The organism is Ignatzschineria larvae DSM 13226 (assembly GCF_038500265.1).
Lineage (GTDB): Bacteria > Pseudomonadota > Gammaproteobacteria > Cardiobacteriales > Wohlfahrtiimonadaceae > Ignatzschineria > Ignatzschineria larvae.
In genome coordinates this window covers 1,105,632-1,124,819 of sequence record NZ_CP150637.1, presented here as the reverse complement: position 1 = coordinate 1,124,819, position 19,188 = coordinate 1,105,632, and the positions used below count along the sequence as shown (strand labels likewise).

Below are 19,188 nucleotides of genomic sequence, written 5' to 3'. Positions count from 1 at the left end.
CGATGAATGATAGATTTCATTATTTCCTCGCCTATCTCTCGAATATTGTTAAAAACAAGGACAAATCCCATTCTGCATATCCGATTTAAATTTCAATCAAAGTTGCAGTATATTCAGAATTGCATTGAGAATAATTTTTCTAATCGTACTTATAATTGTATTTAAACTGCTCGACTTTCCCATTTCTTGAATTAATTCATTCTGAAAATGGTTATTTCTGCTAAAATAATGCGTTTGAAATGAATCATTATTGGATATCAAAGGAATCATCAATTATGTCTTCTATTTTTAATACAGAGATGTTTAATGCCGAATCACGTTTAGTACCTATGGTTGTTGAGCAAACCGGTCGTGGTGAACGTTCATACGATATTTACTCTCGCTTACTCAAAGAACGTATTATCTTTATGGTAGGACAAGTAGAAGATCATATGGCGAATTTAATTGTCGCCCAGTTACTCTTTTTAGAAGCGGAAGATCCCAATAAAGATATTCATCTCTATATCAATTCTCCAGGTGGATCAGTAACTGCTGGAATGTCAATCTACGACACAATGCAATTTGTAAAGCCAGATGTATCAACAATGTGCTTGGGTCAAGCATGTAGTATGGGGGCATTTTTATTAGCAGCGGGCGCTCCGGGTAAACGTTTTGCCCTACCAAATGCGCGTGTAATGATCCATCAACCTTTAGGCGGCTATCAAGGCCAAGCATCAGATATTGAGATCCATACAAGAGAGATGCTCAAAATTAAGAAACAATTAAATACCCTACTTGCGCACCATACGGGTAAGACATTAAAGCAGATCGAAAAAGATACCGATCGTGATAACTTTATGGGTGCTGAAGAAGCGGCGAAGTATGGCTTAATCGACAAGGTTGTCACTAAGCGTTAATACTAAATACTAATAATTGCATCTAATCTAAAATAATGTGCAATAAACACGAACAAAAGAATATTTTAAGTATTCAAATCTACAAGTTAAAAAATTACAAGAAATGTGCTGATTGATATTGCCTCAGTTATGTAATGGTTTTTCCTCATTACCTATTCGCAATTAATGATAATAGTATCAATCAACACAAGTTTCGGGAGCAATATGAGTAATACAACTGATAAGACAAATAGTGGCGTAAAGTGCTCTTTCTGTGGCAAGGATCAAGAAGAGGTGGAACGCCTAATTTCGGGCGATGGCGTATATATCTGTAAAGACTGTATCGAGCTATGTAATGATCTCGTTACTAAAGACCTTAAAGAAGAGATCGCAGCAGAAGCCGCAACACTGCCTACACCTAAAGAGATCTATGAAGATCTCGATCAATATGTCATTGGTCAATCACAAGCAAAGCGTACATTAAGTGTTGCCGTCTATAATCACTATAAACGCCTAGAAAATGAGCGCTTAAATGATAATAAAGAGATCGAATTGAGTAAGAGTAATATTCTACTGATCGGTCCTACAGGTTCTGGTAAAACACTACTTGCCGAAACATTGGCGCGTAGCCTAAATGTGCCTTTTGCCATTGCCGATGCCACCACCCTAACGGAAGCTGGTTACGTAGGTGAAGATGTAGAAAATATCGTGCTTCGCCTACTTCAAAATTGTGACTTTGATGTTGAAGCGGCAGAATCAGGGATTATCTATGTAGATGAAATTGATAAGATTTCTCGTCGTAGCGAAAATCCATCGATTACTCGTGATGTCTCTGGTGAGGGAGTGCAGCAGGCGCTTCTTAAAATCATCGAGGGAACAACCGCTTCAATCTCTCCGACAGGTGGGCGAAAACACCCTAATGCCGAATTAATTGACGTCAATACTCGCAATATTCTCTTTATTTGTGGGGGCGCATTCTCTGGTTTAGAGAAGATCGTGCAACAGCGTCAATCGAAAGGCGGAATTGGTTTTGGTGCTGAAGTCAAAGGGGACGATGAGAAGAAAGATCTCTCAACGCTATTTGCAGAAGTAGAAGCGGAAGATTTAACAAAATATGGGTTAATTCCTGAATTTATTGGTCGTTTGCCGGTTATCACCACACTTGAAGAGTTAGATGAAGCGGCATTAGTGAATATTCTTACCGAGCCGAAAAATGCGATCGTGAAACAATTCTCCTATCTTTTTGAAATGGAAGGAGTTGAACTGAAATTTACAGACGAGGCGCTCAAAGCCATTGCCCAACAAGCGCTTAAACGTAAAACCGGTGCAAGAGGATTACGGAGTATTATTGAACATCTCCTATTAGATACGATGTTCGATCTTCCCTCTCTAGATAATGTTAAAGAGGTGATTGTCCACGAAAACTGTGTAACAGAAAAAGTTGCACCTGAACTGGTTTATCACTAAATTGTAATGATTTCTAAGATGATTCATACAGTATTAATGACCCAATAAAGGTATTTACCCAATAAAGGCATTTAATTACTGTATGAATCAGATAGAATAGCAATGGTTCCGATGTATCAAATACTACACTCCAATAGCGACCCTCTTCTTTTCAAAATAACTTATAGTAATTTCTTTGGTGAATAGATGCTATCGGTTGTTTTATAGATTACTTATTTAAATCATCACTCAAAAAGGCGAGATAAATCTCTCATAATTATGGCTGATCACTTACAATCCCCTCCCCCTATTTCGATGCGTTTTCGCGGTTTTCTTCCTGTTGTTGTGGATGTGGAAACGGGGGGCGTCAATCCAAGAACAGATGCCCTCCTTGAGATTGCCGCAGTCATTGTCGATATGAATGAACAAGGTATCTTAACACCGGTGAAATCTGCAGTTGCCCATATTGAGCCAGAGAAAGGATTACTACTCAATCCTGAATCAATGAAGATTAATGGTATTAAACTCGACAACCCCTTTCGTTTTGCAGTTTCTGAAAAAGAGGGATTAAAAAAAATCTTTCAACTCGTACGAGAAACGTTGAAAGAGAAAGGTTGTACAAGAGCTATTTTGGTTGGGCACAATGCACATTTTGATCTAGGATTTCTCAATGCAGCAATTGAAAGGACAGGCATCAAAAACTCCCCGTTCCATCCATTTTCAGTGATCGATACAGTGAGCCTTGCGGGACTAGCCTATGGCCAAACAGTATTAGCAAGAGCGATTGCCGCTGCCGGCATTGATTGGGATCATAGTCAAGCTCATTCAGCGCTTTATGATACCGAAAAAACAGCAGAGCTCTTCTGTAATATTGTGAATATATGGCAAGAAAAAGTAGGATTTAATTTAGCCCTTTTTCAACCTCAGAATGATAATCTAGATGAGCGTTAATGACGTCAATCACGTTAGTTCACTGATAGATTATCTAAAACCACTCATTGACTGCAATGTTATGATTGTTGCTCAATCAATGATCATTACTGATTAATGGAAGTTATTGATAATTATTAATAATGACATATTATTGATGGCATATTATTGAATATGGTAGATCACCGTTAAAGGATATATTATGAGTTCTCTACATCATCGTTTACAAAATCGTTTAAGTGCGCAATTAGACCTTCTTGCTGAAGATAAGACCTTGTTAAAAGAGGTAAATATTGGGCTTGAACGGGAAACTTTACGTGTAGATGCAAAGCAAGGACGCATTAGTGATCAATCTCATCCCAAAGCATTAGGATCAGCACTGACCAATAGTCATATTACTACTGACTTTGCCGAGCCGCTTTTAGAGTTTGTGACAAACCCAGGCTCAACACCTGAAAAAGCCTTAGCTGAATTAAGTGAAATCCAACGTTTTACCTTATCTCAACTCGATAATGAGCTTTTTTGGCCAAACTCAATGCCGCCCATTATTGAATCAGAAGATGAGATTACGATTGCGCACTACGGAACTTCTAACGATGCGAAGATGAAGTCACTTTATCGTAAAGGATTGAGTCTACGCTATGGCAAGATGATGCAGGTGATCTCCGGTATTCACTATAATTTCTCGTTTAAAGATACAGTATTTGAAGCGTGGAAAGAGGCGGCACAATTTAATGGCTCGCTTCAAGACTTTAAAACAGCGCGTTATCTACATGCTTGTCGTAATGTGTCCCGTTATGGCTACATTATTCCCTTCTTCCTAGGCGCTTCTCCGGTGATGGATAAGAGCTTTTTAGCGGATAAAGAGAATCCTTTTGAATCGCTTAATGAAACCGATAGTTATCTATCTAAAGGAGAATCATTACGACTCTCTGATATCGGCTATGGCAACAATAAATGCCATTTTGATGTCTCTTTTAATAGTATTGATACTTTTGTCGAAAATATTCATTACGCTGTCACAACACCTTGTAGTATTTTCTCGCAAATTCCGGTCATTGAGAATGGAGAATATAATCAGATCAATAATCATATTCTTCAAATTGAGAATGAATATTATGCGAGCATCCGCCCTAAACAGATTGTTAAAAAAGGGGAAAACTTCCTGACTGCTCTCAAAAAACGGGGGATTGAGTATATTGAGCTTCGCTCTATTGATATTAATCCCTTGATCGCCGAGGGAATTGATCTAGAATCAATGCGTTTTATTCAGCTCTTTTTAACAGCTTCAGTATTGACAGATGCGCCAGAGCTCTCACAAAAAGAGTATGAACATAATCAGAAAAATCTTAAACAAGTGGCAAAACAAGGCCTTTCTTTAACCGATGTAATCGTTATCGAATATGAAAGTATGCCCCTTCAGGTGGCTTTAGAGGCCACTTTAGATTGGCTCTCTCCAATTGCCACAGTACTCGGTACTGAGTATCAAGAAGCGCTTGAACGTATGCGAGCTAAATTACAAAATCCAGCGCTGCTTCCCTCTCAAATTGTCTTAAATAGATTGCAAAAGAGTGGTGAGCGTTATCAGGATTTCTTTTTAAATCAATCGCAAATGCTATATCAACAAAATAATACTTCATTAGATCCGAAGACAACGGAAAGATATCAGCAGATCGCTCAAGAATCTTTAGAGAAACTTGCCCAATTAGAAGCTGAGCCTCAAATATCTTTTGCTGAATATCTAGCGAATTACTTTAAATTTTGATACTTTACCTTTTTAATAGCTCAAGGAATAGCGCGCTGTGACACATCATGTCTCTATTGGTTCTCCTCTACTCTACACAATATTTGGAGTAGTTGTTACGATCATGATTTTGATAGATATGTTCGCCCTTAAAACAAGTGGCGACCATAAAGTTAGCATAAAGGAAGCCCTGATCTGGACGATTATCTGGATTACGGTAGCGCTTCTCTTTGATTTGGGGCTCTGGTGGTATTTAGCCAATATCTTACCGGCAGATACTATACCAGAAGTCGTAGGCTCACAGAGTGATTTTGCACTCAGTAAAGCCCTTGAATTCTTAACCGGCTATGTGGTTGAGAAATCGCTCTCGATTGATAATATCTTTATCTTCTTATTAATTTTTGGGTATTTCAAGGTTCCCAATATCTATCAACGGCGGGTACTTGTCTATGGTGTATTAGGCGCTGTTTTCCTCCGCATAGTCATGGTTTTAATTGGCAGTTACTTAATTTCCAAATTTGAATGGATTCTCTATCTATTTGGCGCATTCCTGCTCTTTACTGGAATTAAGATGTGTTTTGGGCACGATGAAGAAGCCGATTTAAGTCAGAATAAAATTATTAAGGTTACAAAACGTATCTTTAGAACAACCGATCAATACCATCATGAGCACTTTTTCGTAGTGGAACAAGGGATTCGTTATGCAACACCGCTTTTCCTTGTACTGGTCATGATTACTATTTCAGATGTTATTTTTGCAGTGGATTCAGTGCCGGCTGTATTCTCTGTCACCACTGACCCCTTTATTGTGATGACATCGAATGTTTTTGCAATTCTAGGTTTACGTGCAATGTACTTTTTATTAGCGGATATGGCTGAACGCTTCCACCTATTACAATATGGTTTAGCGATTATTCTTATCTTTATCGGTATTAAGATGTTGGTACTCTATTTCGATTATCACCTGCCTATTGCACTCTCTTTAAGTGTTATTTTGGTGACACTGATCGGCTCAATTGTACTATCACTGCTCATTCCCCCTAAAGGTAAAAGCCAGTAACATACCTTAATTTATTAATAAGTCTCGAATACCACGAGGCTTTTTTTTATTCTTCTTGTCAAAGGACAGACCATGTTAGAGAAACTCTTTAAACTCAAGGCCCACGGAACCACTTTCCGTACAGAGATATTTGCTGGGCTTACCACCTTTTTAACGATGTCATATATTATTTTCGTCAATCCTAAAATCCTCAGCGCAAGTGGTATGGATATGGATGCAATCTTTATGGCAACCTGTTTAGCAGCAGCGATTGGTACCGTTGTAATGGCATTAGTTGCAAACTATCCTGTCGGCCTTGCACCTGGAATGGGCTTAAACGCATTCTTCGCTTTCACGATTACCGCACCTATCGCAACAGGTGGATTTGGTTATACTTGGCAAGAAGCACTTGGCGCGGTATTTGTCTCCGGGGTGATCTTCTTTATTCTAACCGCAACAGGACTTCGTTCTTGGATCATTAAAGGGATTCCTCGCTCACTACGAGCTTCTATCGGTGCTGGTATTGGGCTTTTTCTTGCTTTTATTGGCCTATCAAATCCTGAAGTTGGTATTATCAAAGCGAATTCTGTAACTATTGTCAGTCTCGGTGATCTCTCAACACCTGGCGCACTTTATGCAATCTTAGGATTCTTTCTCATCGTTGTTCTCGATAACTTTAAAGTGAAAGGGGCTATCTTAATCAGTATCTTAATAGTCTCTGTTTTAAGTGCTTTCACCGGTCACAACCAATTTGTCGGCGTTATTTCAACGCCTCCGTCATTGGCTCCCACATTCTTTGAACTCAGTTTTGCAAAAGTATTGAGTGGCAGCTTCGTTCAGATCTTAATTGCCCTTGTACTTGTTGAGCTCTTCGATGCAACCGGTGTTTTAATGAGTGTTGCTAAGCGTAGTGGTCTACTCAATGAGAATGTTCCTGATTCTGAAAAACGCTTTAATCGTGCACTTTTTGCCGATAGTACGGCAATTTTATCCGGAAGTCTTTTAGGAACAAGTTCAGTAACAGCATATGTTGAGAGTACTTCCGGCGTTCAAGCAGGGGGGCGCACTGGTCTAACTGCGATCACTATTGCGCTCTGTTTCGTACTTGCAATCTTCTTCTCGCCACTAGCTGCTTCTATCCCTGCTTATGCAACAGCGCCGGCGCTTGTCTATATTGCAGGCTTAATGCTTCGTGAGCTCACTGAAGTCGATTGGGATTCACCGACAGACTCTATTCCTGCGGCACTTTTAGTATTAGGGATTCCTTTTACCTATTCGATCGCCGAAGGCTTTGCCTTTGGATTCATTAGCTTTGTGGCATTAAAATTAGGAACAGGGAAATATCGCGATATTCACCCTGCGACCTATATTATTGCTCTCCTCTTTTTGCTAAAATTTGCTTTCTTTTAATTGAATATTTGGATTCATTAAAAGAGCAAATACAATAGATGATAGATTGACGTTTTTAATCTTTAGTTTGTAATTCTAATTTGTATAGTAATATCGGTTCAAAATAAGCTTATTGAAATGCCGGCGCATCGGCTGATCGAGGCAAGGAAGCCGTTCTATCCGGCATCTTGCAAGTGTTGGTGAATCAGGTTTTATCTTCTTTTAAAATCCCGCAATAGCTGTTTAAAAACCATTTTTCTTAAACCAAATTTACTATAATATAAAACGTCTCTATCATCGAAAAATCTTGGTGTTATAAAATTTTGGAGATTCATTGCACATCATTTTTATAACACCTTCTTTATATCTACAGACTTTTCTTGACCTATCAATCGCAGATTGATGAGGAATACTGTTTATCTCCATAATATGCTCTAACAGATTTAGAAAGCACAAAAATGATACAATTCATCGAATATAAATAGTCATTACACAATTAACTAGGGATTAATTTCATTATGCAGCACTTCATCACAGCAACCCATCGTTTCTTTTTTAGTAGCGATTTTGCTATGGGTGTCAAAATGGCACTGGGGATCTTTATTCCTGTAATTTTTCTCTATCTCTTTGATATTCCCCTACAGATTCTGATGATTGCTGGTTATGGCAGTTTGACCATGTCGATTGCCGATCAGATGGGCACTTTGAAGCATAAACGTAATGAAATGCTTGTGACCTTTATTGCGATCGTCGTAATTACACTAGCATTCATCTTTCAACCAGAGGGGCTGCACCTTCTGAAGATTACCTCCCTTGCCGGCGTCTCCTTTGTCGTCGCTTTTATCTATGCATTTCGGGTTAAATTTATTGCACTCGGCTTTATTGTAAGCTTTACTGCGCTCCTTGCTGCTTCAAACTACGCTGCCCCGCCTCTTGTCTATATTGCCTACTTCTGTTTCGGTGCGCTCTTCTACTTTGCTTTTAGTATGATTATTAGCAAAGTTTTTCAAGTCTATATTATTCGTCAACATCTATCAGGCATCTATTTTCAACTCTCTCGTTATCTGCAAGCGCTCTCAAAGTGCTATCGGCAAAATGTCGATATTGAGAAAGAGTTTAAAAACTTCATTAACTCACAAACCGAGTTATTAGAAGAGTTACAAGTAATGCGTGATGTCCTCTTTCGCTTAGATTATGAGAAAGATCATCGCCTCAATCAGATGGTGAATGAATTACTGCTATTGATTGAAACAAGAGAAATTGCCACAATTCCACTGCAAGATTTTGTCATTATCCGTGATCGCTATCCCAATAGTGATCTTCAGATCTTCTTCCGGGATAGCTTTGCAAAAGCGGGGCGTAACCTCGAAGAGATGGGGATGTACTCTCTTCGTGCCGGCGATATGCTCAAGCGTCTAGGCTTTAAAGCTGAATTGCGTGCCTTAGAGTATGAGTTAGAATTATTACGCCGTAAAGAGCTAGCCGGCGACGATCTCGACGCTTATCAAATCGTGGCGAACCATTTTCGTAAAGTCTGGTCACTCTCTCGTAATCTTGAACGCATTCGTACATTTCTTGTGGATGATGAAGAGTTCGATACGGTTATCCCCCGTCATAAGTTAAAGAAATTTCTTTCTCATTCATATTGGTCGAATGACTATATTATTCAAAATCTGACGCTTCGTTCGCCGGTACTTCGTTTTGCCATTCGCTCATCGCTCGCGATGTTCTTTGCACTGTTATTAGTCAGTCTGACGAATTTCTTAACCCATGGTTTCTGGATTGCCTTTACCCTATTGAGCTTAATGCGTCCTGGATTTAGTCTCACAAAAGAGCGCAGTCGAAACCGAATTATCGGGACTATTATTGGCTGTCTTATCGGTGGGGTGTTAATTTCTATCGAGCTTTCAACAATGACGCTCTTAAGCATTCTCTTCATCTCCGTTATACTCAACAATGGACTGATACGCATTCATAATCCATTAAGTGTTACATTTACAACGGTCTATGTCTTAATTCTACTCAATATCAGCAAAGACTTAACAATGATGCAAGGTGTCAGCCTTTCAATCGAAAGAATTATAGATACGCTTATAGGTGCAGCTATCGCCCTTAGTTTCAGTCATGTTTTACCAAGCTGGGAGAAGATCAATCTGCCTAAACTGCTCTCTACAGCGAGAGAGAGTCTTTATAATGTGATGGTCGAAATTGAGAAATGGAAGCTGCTTAAAGAGAATGACGATGATGCAGATCTCAAACTTGCCCTACGAACTGCTCAAGCCTCTATTGTTGCTCTCTCAAACTCTTTAGAGCGAATGAAAGATGAGCCTGTCAAAAAACGAGAACATGATATTACCGCCATTAATGATGAGCTGATTGAGATGCAATCCATTCTCTCCCAACTCTCTTATCTTACAGGATTATTAGAACGCGTGGATACGCTGCAAGTTCAAGAGTTTAAAGAGATTTTCCAGCTCCTCAAACGACGAATGGATCCTAATCTTCACAAGAACTTTCCAAAGGCACCTAAGTTCACAATGCGAGAATTAAAACCACTCATTTGGCTTGTTGAGCCGGAATAAATCAATAAGATGATAAAAAATATTGGCTATTGAATCATAACTTATCGTATCATAGTCGGTAAATGTGACTATTTACATGGGTTCCACTATATCTGTAGGTAATATAATATACCAATGTATATCGGTGGGGCTGAAGGGTTTCAATCATCTTTGAATGAATTTAGCAAGCAGTAGTGCGATAGTAAATGTGAATGGGTATAGCAGATAAATAATGGTAAACTATCAATTTCTTGGGGAATATGAGGTCAAGGTCGATACGAAAAATCGTATTGCGTTGCCCGCTGCCCTAAGAAAACAGCTCGATGGTATTGAGCAATTTGTGATTAGCCGCGCTTTAGATCACTGTCTCAATTTCTATCCCATAGATGCTTGGCGCGATGTGGAAGCTGAACTCAATAAACTCAATCCCTTTATCAAAAAAGAGCGCGATTTTGCCCGCTTTGTTCGTGGGGGAGCTACGGAAGTAAGCCTTGATGGTCAAGGCCGTATTCTCTTACCTAAACGCCTTATGAATTATGCCGAGATTAGTGGGGAAATGATTATTCTTGGGAATGGTACCCTCTTTGAGATGTGGGATTTAGCGATCTATGAAGAATCTCTCTCTATTGATCCTGAAGATTTCTCAGCACTTGCTGAAGAGGTGATGCGGAGCGAACCTGAGAAAGAGGTTGTACCCATTGATCCTGCAATCGTTGTGCCGATGGTGCGCCGTTAAAATTGATGATATAAGAGAACAGATAGATAAATGCAGCAAAATTCTTCCCATAGCCTAAAGATCGGCTTAATTGACTCTGGTGTCGGCGGCTTCTCTATCCTCAATAGTTTTCTCTGTCGCTCATTATCAATGGATGTTGATTATTACTATATAGCAGATTCTGGTCACCTTCCTTATGGACTTAAATCTGAACGATATATTCATCAACGGATGTTGGCGCTCACAGAATATCTACTATCCCTTAAAATTGATGCTTTGGTCATTGCTTGCAATACTGCGACAGCAGTCAGTGCTGACCTGCTGCGTGTGCAATACCCTGAACTCCCTATTATTGGTGTAGAACCAGCTATTAAACCTGCGACAGAATTAACGCAAACAATGCATATTGCCGTAGCCGCTACAGAATCAACATTGAAAAGCCAGCGCTTATCAAATCTGGTAAAGCGCTATGCGAATCATTGCACATTACATCCCATTATCGGCACAAAATGGGTTGAATTAGTTGAATCTGGTAATTATTTAAATTCCACTCTTGCAGATTCAATCCTTGCAGAGAGCTTGCAAGTGACTTGGACTTATCCAGTCGATCAGCTGATTTTAGGATGTACCCATTTTCCTTTTTTGACAGAAGCTATTATTCGCCATATTCCTAAGCGAGTTTCACTCCTTAATCCAGCTCGCTCTATTGTAGCGCAATGCGACCAACGTCTTTTTGAGATTGGTAAGCTACCTCCAACTACTACCCACACCATACTAATGGACACTTCAACAAATAAAACAGTAATTATCGGGCAGCCACAGATAAATCTTATTTTAATAACGACTGGTAATATCGATAATTTCACACAACAAGTGGATACATTGGTATCATCTCGTTATCATCAGTTGCGACTACAAAGAATAGATTGTTAACGAAAATAGGGATTTGTGGTAATATCAATCATTCATTTTATTCAATATTAAGTTCGATATTCAGTCTAGTATCTAATTCAATACCTAGCAGCAAAATGGCTTGTTATAGAATAATTTTGCTATAAATATAAACTAGGGTCGGTTCGTTAATTGTATTATTACGCTACATATTGTAGAAATCAGGAATATTATAGTATGAAAAAAATATTGCCCATTACCATTACAGCATTGAGTGCAATGTTCATTTTGGCATCTTGTGGTGAATCTGTGAAAACAGTTTCTCCTACAGACGGAAATTTTACAATTGAATTAAATACCGATTACCAAGATGTGAGCGATCAAAAAGAGTTCGTTATTAATGAACGACTTCCTGGAACAGATCCTAACAATCTCATTTTGCTACAAGCAAGAAAAGGTAATATTGCCGATGATCTACTTTATTCTGTCAGGTTACAGCTGCCTGAGGGAATTGTGGTCACTAAAGATGAGTATGAAGATGTAATGAATGAGCAGATGGAAAATATCCCTGAAATTAAAAGTTTTAAAGCATTGCCGGTTAAAAATACAGCCAGTGAAGTGGCCTATGCGGCAGAAACGACGACTCGAGATGGAAGACCATATTATGAATATTGCCTAATCTCTCTAGAAGATGCGATTACCTCTGTCTGCTTAGGTACCAGCCGGGATCCTAAAGCCGCAGAAAAAGCTATTAGTAGCGTGCAATTTTTTCATCGATAATGTTTCATTATTCATTCAAATGCTGATCGAAAAATAATAGCTTCACGCAGTCATTCAATATTTGAATATTATAAAAAGATAGAAGATCGAAAGGTCGAAAATGAAAAGAGCGTTTTGAATGCTCTTTTTCGCCATTTCATATATCTAATCCCTTCTGATAATATTCTATGCTTTATATTCCTCACCATTGCATTTTTCATTGTGAGCGACTTGTCAATCATTCTTAAATAGTTAAGATAATAAAATAATAAAAGTATTTTAAATAATTAATGAGATTATTTTTTGGATATCGCTATAATTGTCAGAACTTATAATTTAGGGAAGCTCAAGGAAACCTATGCCTTTTACTTATACTAATGATCATCAAATTTATCGTTTAGATTATACTGCCCCCAATTTCACTGTTGAACAGCTTGCGCTTGAGATTGATCTAGATCCAGTGTCAACAAAAGTGACCACCCGATTTGTGATCGATGCGATAGATCAGAATATAGATGAGTATGAGGTTCGCTTACACGGTTCTAATGAACTGCTGTTAGCAACCATTGCCATTGATGGTCAGCAACTTGATTCTTCTGAATTTATATTTGATGAGAATGATCTGCTCATCATTTTTACTCAAGGACAACATACTGTTGAGATCATTAATACCATTAATCCGAGTACTAACACAGAATTAAGTGGGATTTATATCTCTAATGGAATGTTTTGTAGCGATTGTGAGCCACAAGGCTTTCGTAATATCACCTATTTTCCTGATCGGCCTGATGTGATGACGCGATACCGCGTAACACTCCGAGCTGATCAAGCTTACCCTGTTCTCCTCTCTAATGGTAACTTAATTGAAGAAGGGCTTTTAGAGAATAATCGTCATTATGCCATTTGGGAAGATCCTTTCCCGAAACCCACGTATCTATTTGCCATTGTGGCCGGCAATTTAGCCTATATTGAAGATCAACATATTCGTCCTAATGGATCTCCTGTACAGCTTCGTGTCTATGCCGATCAGAAAGATATTGATCGTTGTGATTTTGCGATGAAATCACTTAAAAAAGCGATGAAATGGGATGAGGAGCGCTTTGGGCTTATCTGTGACCTTGATTTCTACAATATCGTGGCAGTAGATGACTTTAATGGCGGGGCAATGGAAAATAAAGGGTTAAATCTTTTTAATACTAGTTGTATTTTAGCCTCTCCTGAAACGGCAAATGATGATGATTTTACTTTTGTGGAAGCTGTTGTGGGTCATGAATATTTCCACAATTGGACCGGTAATCGTATTACTCTCCGGGATTGGTTCAATCTCTCCTTAAAAGAGAGTCTTACGGTATTCCGGGAACAGGAATTTATCGGCACCGAAGAACACCCCGGCGTTCGTAGAGTACAAGATGTTAACTATCTTCGCACACATCAATTCCCTGATGATCAAGGACCTCTTTCTCACGCCGTTCGCCCTGATACACTCGGTTCTATCGAAAATATCTATACAACGACCACCTATGAAAAGGGGGCGGAAATTATTCGCCTTTATCAGACGATTTTAGGAAAAGAGGGTTTTGATCGTGGTTTTGCACGCTATATTAAGGAATTTGATGGGCAAGCAGTAACTGTTGATGATTTCTATCAAGCGATGAAAGCGGAAAATCCCCGTCTTTTTGATAACTTTATGCTTTGGTATAGTCAACGGGGTACGCCGATTGTAAAAGCCTCAACAGAATATCATCCCGATAAAAAAGAGTTACGTCTCTCACTAAAACAATATCTATTTGACCCTGTGACAAAAGAATCAAAACAACCGATGCCCATTCCAGTGAGTTATGCTCTCTTTTCACAAGATGGTGAATTGTTACTTGAAGAGACATTTACGCTCACAACACATCAGCAGTGCTTAGTCTTTCATAATATTGATGCAGAGCCTATTATCTCGCTTTTACGGGGATTCTCAGCACCTGTTATGCTCGATTATGATTACTCATTTAGAGAGCTACAAACATTAATTGCTTATGAAACAGATTATTTCTCAAAATGGGAAGCATTACAAAATCTCATTTTGAAAGTCATCTTTGCCCGGGATATGACGCTAGATCAGATGTCGGAAATTATCGGCAATGCCGTTGAGCCACTCTTTGATTATGCCTATGAAGACCCTGCATTTTGCGCTCAACTGCTCACGATCCCCGATGAAGGTTACTATCTAGGATTAATGGAAGTAGAAGATATTTTCTATCTACGCAATATTCGCCAAACAATTGTGCGCTATGTCGCTTCCCGATTCCAAGATCGTTGGCTTAAACTCTACCAGGACTTCCAAAAGGATGATGCAGAGTCACGTGCAATCAAAAATATTGCCCTGAAATTTATTACCTCTTTAGAAGAGTATCAATATCTTCTACCAGAACAATATTATCAATCTAGCAATATGACTGATATTGGTTCTGCACTGAAGTGTGCTGTATGGCAAGATATTCCTGAGAAGCAGGCAATGTTAGATGATTTTTATGAACGCTACCAACATTATTCAACGCTTATCGATCGTTGGTTTAGCGTACAAGAGAGCGATCCTAATTTAACACTTGATATGCTCGATAAAATCGTAGAGCACCCTGCCTTTACCCGCAATAATCCTAATCGTGTAAGAGCAATTGTGGGAGCAGTTGGTAAAAATCGCTATGCCTTAGCTAAAGTCGGTAGCCCACTTTATCAATGGATTGCGAATGAAATTTTAGAAATTGACCGAATTAACTCTATTACGGCAGCAAAACTCGTGACACCCTTTACAAAAGTTGCTAGATTACAAGAACCATTACAGAGTGAAGTCATCGAGATTATTCATACAATGCTCAAAGCACCGAATATCTCCAATAACCTATTTGATCAGTTAAAAAGGATAGTACAATGACCATTTCATTGACTGATATTATTAAAGACCGCCGTACGATTCATCATTTTGAATCAACGCCGGTCCCTCAAGCGATTGTGCAAGAAGCCCTTTCACTTGCAGTTTATGCACCTAATCATCATCATACTCATCCTTGCCACTTCTATTGGTTCGGTGAGGAAACAAAACAAGAATTCTTGCGTTATGCAGAGAAGGCTTTCTCTCATCGCGATCTTGAAAGTGCTCAGAAAAAACTGGCTAAATGGAAAACTATCCCTGGTTGGATTTTAATGACTCGTAAATTGAGTGATGATGCAAAGAGTGCGCATGAAGATTATGCTACACTAAGCATTTCGCTCTATATTATGATGCAATACCTGACTTCTCATGGCATTGGCACAAAATGGTCTACAGGTTCTCTTCTCTTTGAAGAGGAAGTCTACCGTATTTGCAATATTGACCCTAAGAAAGAAGTCATTGAAGGGATGTTTTGGTACGGATATCCTGAGAAAGTCCCTCATCCATTTCCAAAACCTGAATATTCTCAATTTGTTACTGATCTTCCATGAGTGATTTAAAGGCATTAGAACACCATCTACTAGATATAGAGCCTGATTTGCAGTCAGATTCAACATCTCAAGAACCCTATATTGGCAATTTAAAACCAAGCCAATCCATTGAAATAATACTCGGATTTGATTATGGTACTAAGAATCTTGGGGTTGCTGTGGGTAATACAACAACGAATACGGCTCAGCCTGTCACGATTTTACCAGTGAAAAATAATCAGCCTCAATGGGAAATGATTGAACAATTAATCGCAAATTGGCAGCCAGATATCTTTGTCGTCGGAATACCGTACACACAAGATGGAACAGAAACGGAACACTTAAAAATCATTCGCAAATTTATCCAAAGATTGCATGGACGCTTTGGTTTACCAGTATTTGTCGTTGATGAATCGAATAGTTCTCTTGAGAGTTTACAATATGTGAAACCCTCTAAAAAGAGAGAAAAAGGTCAATTAGATGCTATTGCGGCAGCAATCATTATTGAGCGTTGGCTAAATAAAACTATTTACAGTTGATATAAAATTGCTATTCTTAAGCTCTGACGTTTAAAAATATCTTTACATATCAATATAGGATTGCTTTATTTATGAAGCCAGTATTTCACTTTATTAATCGCTTTAGTCTCGTTCAACAAATTATCGTCGGTCTTATCCTCGGCGTGATTGTTGGCTTTTTCTTTCCGCTTCATGTTGTGCAATCAATTGGCATTATCGGAGAATTTTTTATTGGTGCATTAAAAGCCATTGCTCCTCTTTTGATTTTTGTGCTTATTATTGCGGCAATCTCTAACTATCAAAAACAAGAGAGTGGCGGTGCTATGCAAAAAGTTGTGCTTCTCTATGTATTGGGCACTTTCTTAGCAGCGCTGGTAGCAGTGACCGTGAGCTTCCTCTTCCCTATTATTGTGCCTCTTGAAGTGACCTCTATGGAAGCCCGAGGACCTGCCGATATTACCGAAGTGCTTCGTACTCTCTTTATGAATATGGTTGATAATCCTGTGAATGCGCTTGTAAGTGCGAACTATATTGGTCTCATCTCTTGGGGAATGCTCTTTGGCTTTGCACTTCGCTCAACCAATCAATCAACTCGCAATCTTTTCCAAGACTTAGCACAACTAGTCACTAGTGTCATTAAAAAAGTTATCTTAATTGCGCCATTAGGTGTTTTTGGGCTTGTGGCTGTAACAATAGCCGAAACCGGATTTGAGGGAATTAAATCTTATATTCAATTAGTATTAGTGCTTCTATTGGCAATGGGATTAGTGGCTTTTGTGGTTAATCCATTATTAGTCTATCTATTAATGCGTAAAAATCCCTATCCCTTAGTCTTTAGATGTATCAGAGAAAGTGGCATGACCGCATTCTTTACTAGAAGCTCGGCAGCCAATATTCCTGTTAATATTGAGCTAAGTCGTAAACTCGGTGTGCGGGAAGAAACCTACTCTGTTTCTATACCTCTTGGCGCAACCATCAATATGGCTGGCGCAGCAGTGACTATTACCATCTTTACACTTGCGGCAGTGCATACTTTAGGCATTGAAGTAGACTTTTTATCGGCACTACTTTTAAGTATCTTTGCAACAGTGGGGGCTTGTGGTGCTTCAGGGGTTGCCGGTGGATCTCTCTTACTAATTCCACTTGCTTGTGCATTGTTCCAAATTGACAATAGTATCGCAATGCAACTCGTTGTCATCGGTTATGTAGTGGGTGTCATTCAAGATTCTACAGAAACAGCACTGAACTCTTCGACAGATGTGCTCTTTACCGCTGCCGCAGATTTTGCTGCAACGGGAGAAGAACCTAATTTGAAAGATTAAGTTGAAGGAATTAAGTTAGACAATAAAAGAAAATGAACTTAACATCCTTCTTCTATCAAACTCAGTGAGAGTATAAGTCAGTGAGAGTATAAGTGATATATAACAAAAATGCCCGGTGTTATGACTGTAACCGGGCATTTTATTGAGATAAAAGCTGATTTTATAAATCTTGCTCAATTGCAGATTTAATTAACCATTCATAGAAAAGCTTTAATTTTGGATTATCTAACTTATTCGGAAGATAGAGTAAATTTAAAGGTTGCTGCGCAATAGGATATTGCTCAAGAATTGTCTCTAATCGCCCTTCTTGGATATAAGGCTCAGCAAGATAACGAGCTAAAACCGCTATCCCTTTTCCGGCAACAGTATATGCTAAACAGGTATCTACGTCATTGACTGCAATATCATGTTTCATATGCACTTGTTTAATCTCTTTTTGATCAATGAAGGGCCATGAGAATGTACGCCCTGTGGATGTTGAGAAATAATTAACTGCTTTATGAAAATCTAGATCTGCTAAACTTTGAGGTCTTCCATAAGACTCTAGATAGCTAGGTGCAGCACAACAGACAAACTTAATCTCTGCTAAAGGTTGTACGATAATGCTTTGATCATTGGTTGATCCTAATTGAATCGCAAAATCAATCGCTGATTCTTCAAAGTTGATATTGGATTCATTTGTTCCCAACAAAATTTCGATACTAGGATAATGTTGTTGAAATGAGAGAATATGCGGTAGTAGAAAATATTTAGCAATAGCGGCAGAGGCTTCAATTCTAATTCTCCCGGCAGGCCCTTTAAAAGGCATTTTTAACTGCTCTTCCATAACCTCCATTCGTTCTAGAATATCAACAACATGATGATAATAAAGTTCCCCTTCTGTCGTAAGCGTTACTTTTCTTGTTGTTCTATTAAATAACTTAACTTGAAGTTGTTCTTCTAATTGGGTAATAGCCTGACTCACTGCGGGTCTTGTGATATCAAGTTCTTCAGAAGCCCGACTAAAACTTTTGTGTTCAGCGACCGATCTAAAAATTTTCATTAATCGTAAAGTCATATGATTCTCCTTAAATACTACAAATTTTGTCTTACTCTATTATAACAAGATTTAATAGAATTAAGAGGATATATAAACTATTTTTAGTTTAATTAAATAATCAAACTAGTAAATACATAAATAACAATTACAAATACTATAAATTATATAAAGTTATCTATGCTAAATACATCTATGCTAAATAGATATTAATATTAATTACGAATTTTATATATTATTCCGCACGTTATGTTTAATATTGAATATTTTTATTTTATTATCACAAATAATATTACATAAATAACATTACATATCACGACTTATTACTACTTGAGTTCCAATTTCTAACGCAACATCAGATTCTATAGCCAAAAATAGACTTTAAAATTATGAAAATGTTATGAACCTACAAGTTACCCGTTGCACATTAAAATACCTCAATAGAAAAAATCTCAACCTACCCATGGTAGGTTGAGATCTCTATTCTAACTCAAATATTGTTATTTTTTAATAATT

The 19,188-nt window shown here is 38.4% G+C and carries 15 protein-coding genes; 14 read left to right on the top strand and 1 reads right to left on the bottom strand.

What is annotated here, in order from left to right; translation table 11 throughout:
• Positions 1–275 precede the first annotated feature (275 nt).
• The 14 genes from clpP (at position 276) to sstT (ending at position 17,636) form a co-directional block, all read left to right on the top strand.
• Positions 276–896, top strand: coding sequence for an ATP-dependent Clp endopeptidase proteolytic subunit ClpP (clpP, locus tag WMO13_RS04740; RefSeq protein ID WP_026878060.1), 621 nt, complete (start codon positions 276–278; stop codon positions 894–896).
• 204 nt (positions 897–1,100) lie between these two features.
• Entirely contained in the window at positions 1,101–2,342 is a 1,242-nt protein-coding gene (gene clpX, locus WMO13_RS04735; protein ID WP_051396003.1) for an ATP-dependent Clp protease ATP-binding subunit ClpX, read from the top strand.
• Between the two features lie 258 nt (positions 2,343–2,600).
• A complete protein-coding gene (gene rnt / locus WMO13_RS04730; RefSeq protein WP_051396004.1) occupies positions 2,601–3,272 on the top strand; it encodes a ribonuclease T in 672 nt (223 codons plus the stop codon).
• Between the two features lie 181 nt (positions 3,273–3,453).
• On the top strand, positions 3,454–5,016 hold the full coding sequence (gene gshA / locus WMO13_RS04725; protein WP_051396005.1) for a glutamate--cysteine ligase: 1,563 nt from the start codon (positions 3,454–3,456) through the stop codon (positions 5,014–5,016).
• Between the two features lie 37 nt (positions 5,017–5,053).
• Entirely contained in the window at positions 5,054–6,055 is a 1,002-nt protein-coding gene (locus WMO13_RS04720; RefSeq protein WP_026878061.1) for a TerC family protein, read from the top strand.
• Positions 6,056–6,127: 72 nt separating this feature from the next.
• Entirely contained in the window at positions 6,128–7,444 is a 1,317-nt protein-coding gene (locus WMO13_RS04715) for an NCS2 family permease (RefSeq protein ID WP_026878062.1), read from the top strand.
• A 497-nt stretch (positions 7,445–7,941) separates the two neighbouring features.
• Entirely contained in the window at positions 7,942–10,005 is a 2,064-nt protein-coding gene (locus WMO13_RS04710) for an FUSC family protein (RefSeq protein ID WP_026878063.1), read from the top strand.
• Positions 10,006–10,216: 211 nt separating this feature from the next.
• On the top strand, positions 10,217–10,720 hold the full coding sequence (gene mraZ, locus WMO13_RS04705; protein ID WP_026878064.1) for a division/cell wall cluster transcriptional repressor MraZ: 504 nt from the start codon (positions 10,217–10,219) through the stop codon (positions 10,718–10,720).
• Positions 10,721–10,750: 30 nt separating this feature from the next.
• Positions 10,751–11,632 (top strand): glutamate racemase, encoded by an 882-nt coding sequence (gene murI, locus WMO13_RS04700; RefSeq protein WP_051396006.1) that lies wholly within the window; start codon positions 10,751–10,753, stop codon positions 11,630–11,632.
• A gap of 195 nt (positions 11,633–11,827) precedes the next feature.
• Positions 11,828–12,370, top strand: coding sequence for a hypothetical protein (locus tag WMO13_RS04695; protein ID WP_026878065.1), 543 nt, complete (start codon positions 11,828–11,830; stop codon positions 12,368–12,370).
• A gap of 337 nt (positions 12,371–12,707) precedes the next feature.
• Positions 12,708–15,269 (top strand): aminopeptidase N, encoded by a 2,562-nt coding sequence (gene pepN, locus WMO13_RS04690; RefSeq protein WP_026878066.1) that lies wholly within the window; start codon positions 12,708–12,710, stop codon positions 15,267–15,269.
• Positions 15,266–15,817, top strand: coding sequence for a nitroreductase family protein (locus WMO13_RS04685; RefSeq protein ID WP_051396007.1), 552 nt, complete (start codon positions 15,266–15,268; stop codon positions 15,815–15,817). Before pepN ends, WMO13_RS04685 begins: the two co-directional genes overlap by 4 nt.
• A complete protein-coding gene (ruvX, locus tag WMO13_RS04680; protein ID WP_084331384.1) occupies positions 15,814–16,335 on the top strand; it encodes a Holliday junction resolvase RuvX in 522 nt (173 codons plus the stop codon). The genes WMO13_RS04685 and ruvX overlap by 4 nt, the downstream gene beginning before the upstream one ends.
• Positions 16,336–16,406: 71 nt before the next feature.
• Positions 16,407–17,636, top strand: a complete 1,230-nt coding sequence (gene sstT, locus WMO13_RS04675) for a serine/threonine transporter SstT (RefSeq protein WP_026878069.1) — start codon at positions 16,407–16,409, stop codon at positions 17,634–17,636.
• 160 nt (positions 17,637–17,796) lie between these two features.
• Here sstT and WMO13_RS04670 read toward each other — a convergent pair whose 3' ends face one another.
• Positions 17,797–18,693, bottom strand: a complete 897-nt coding sequence (locus WMO13_RS04670; RefSeq protein ID WP_026878070.1) for a LysR family transcriptional regulator — start codon at positions 18,691–18,693, stop codon at positions 17,797–17,799.
• Positions 18,694–19,188 lie beyond the last annotated feature (495 nt).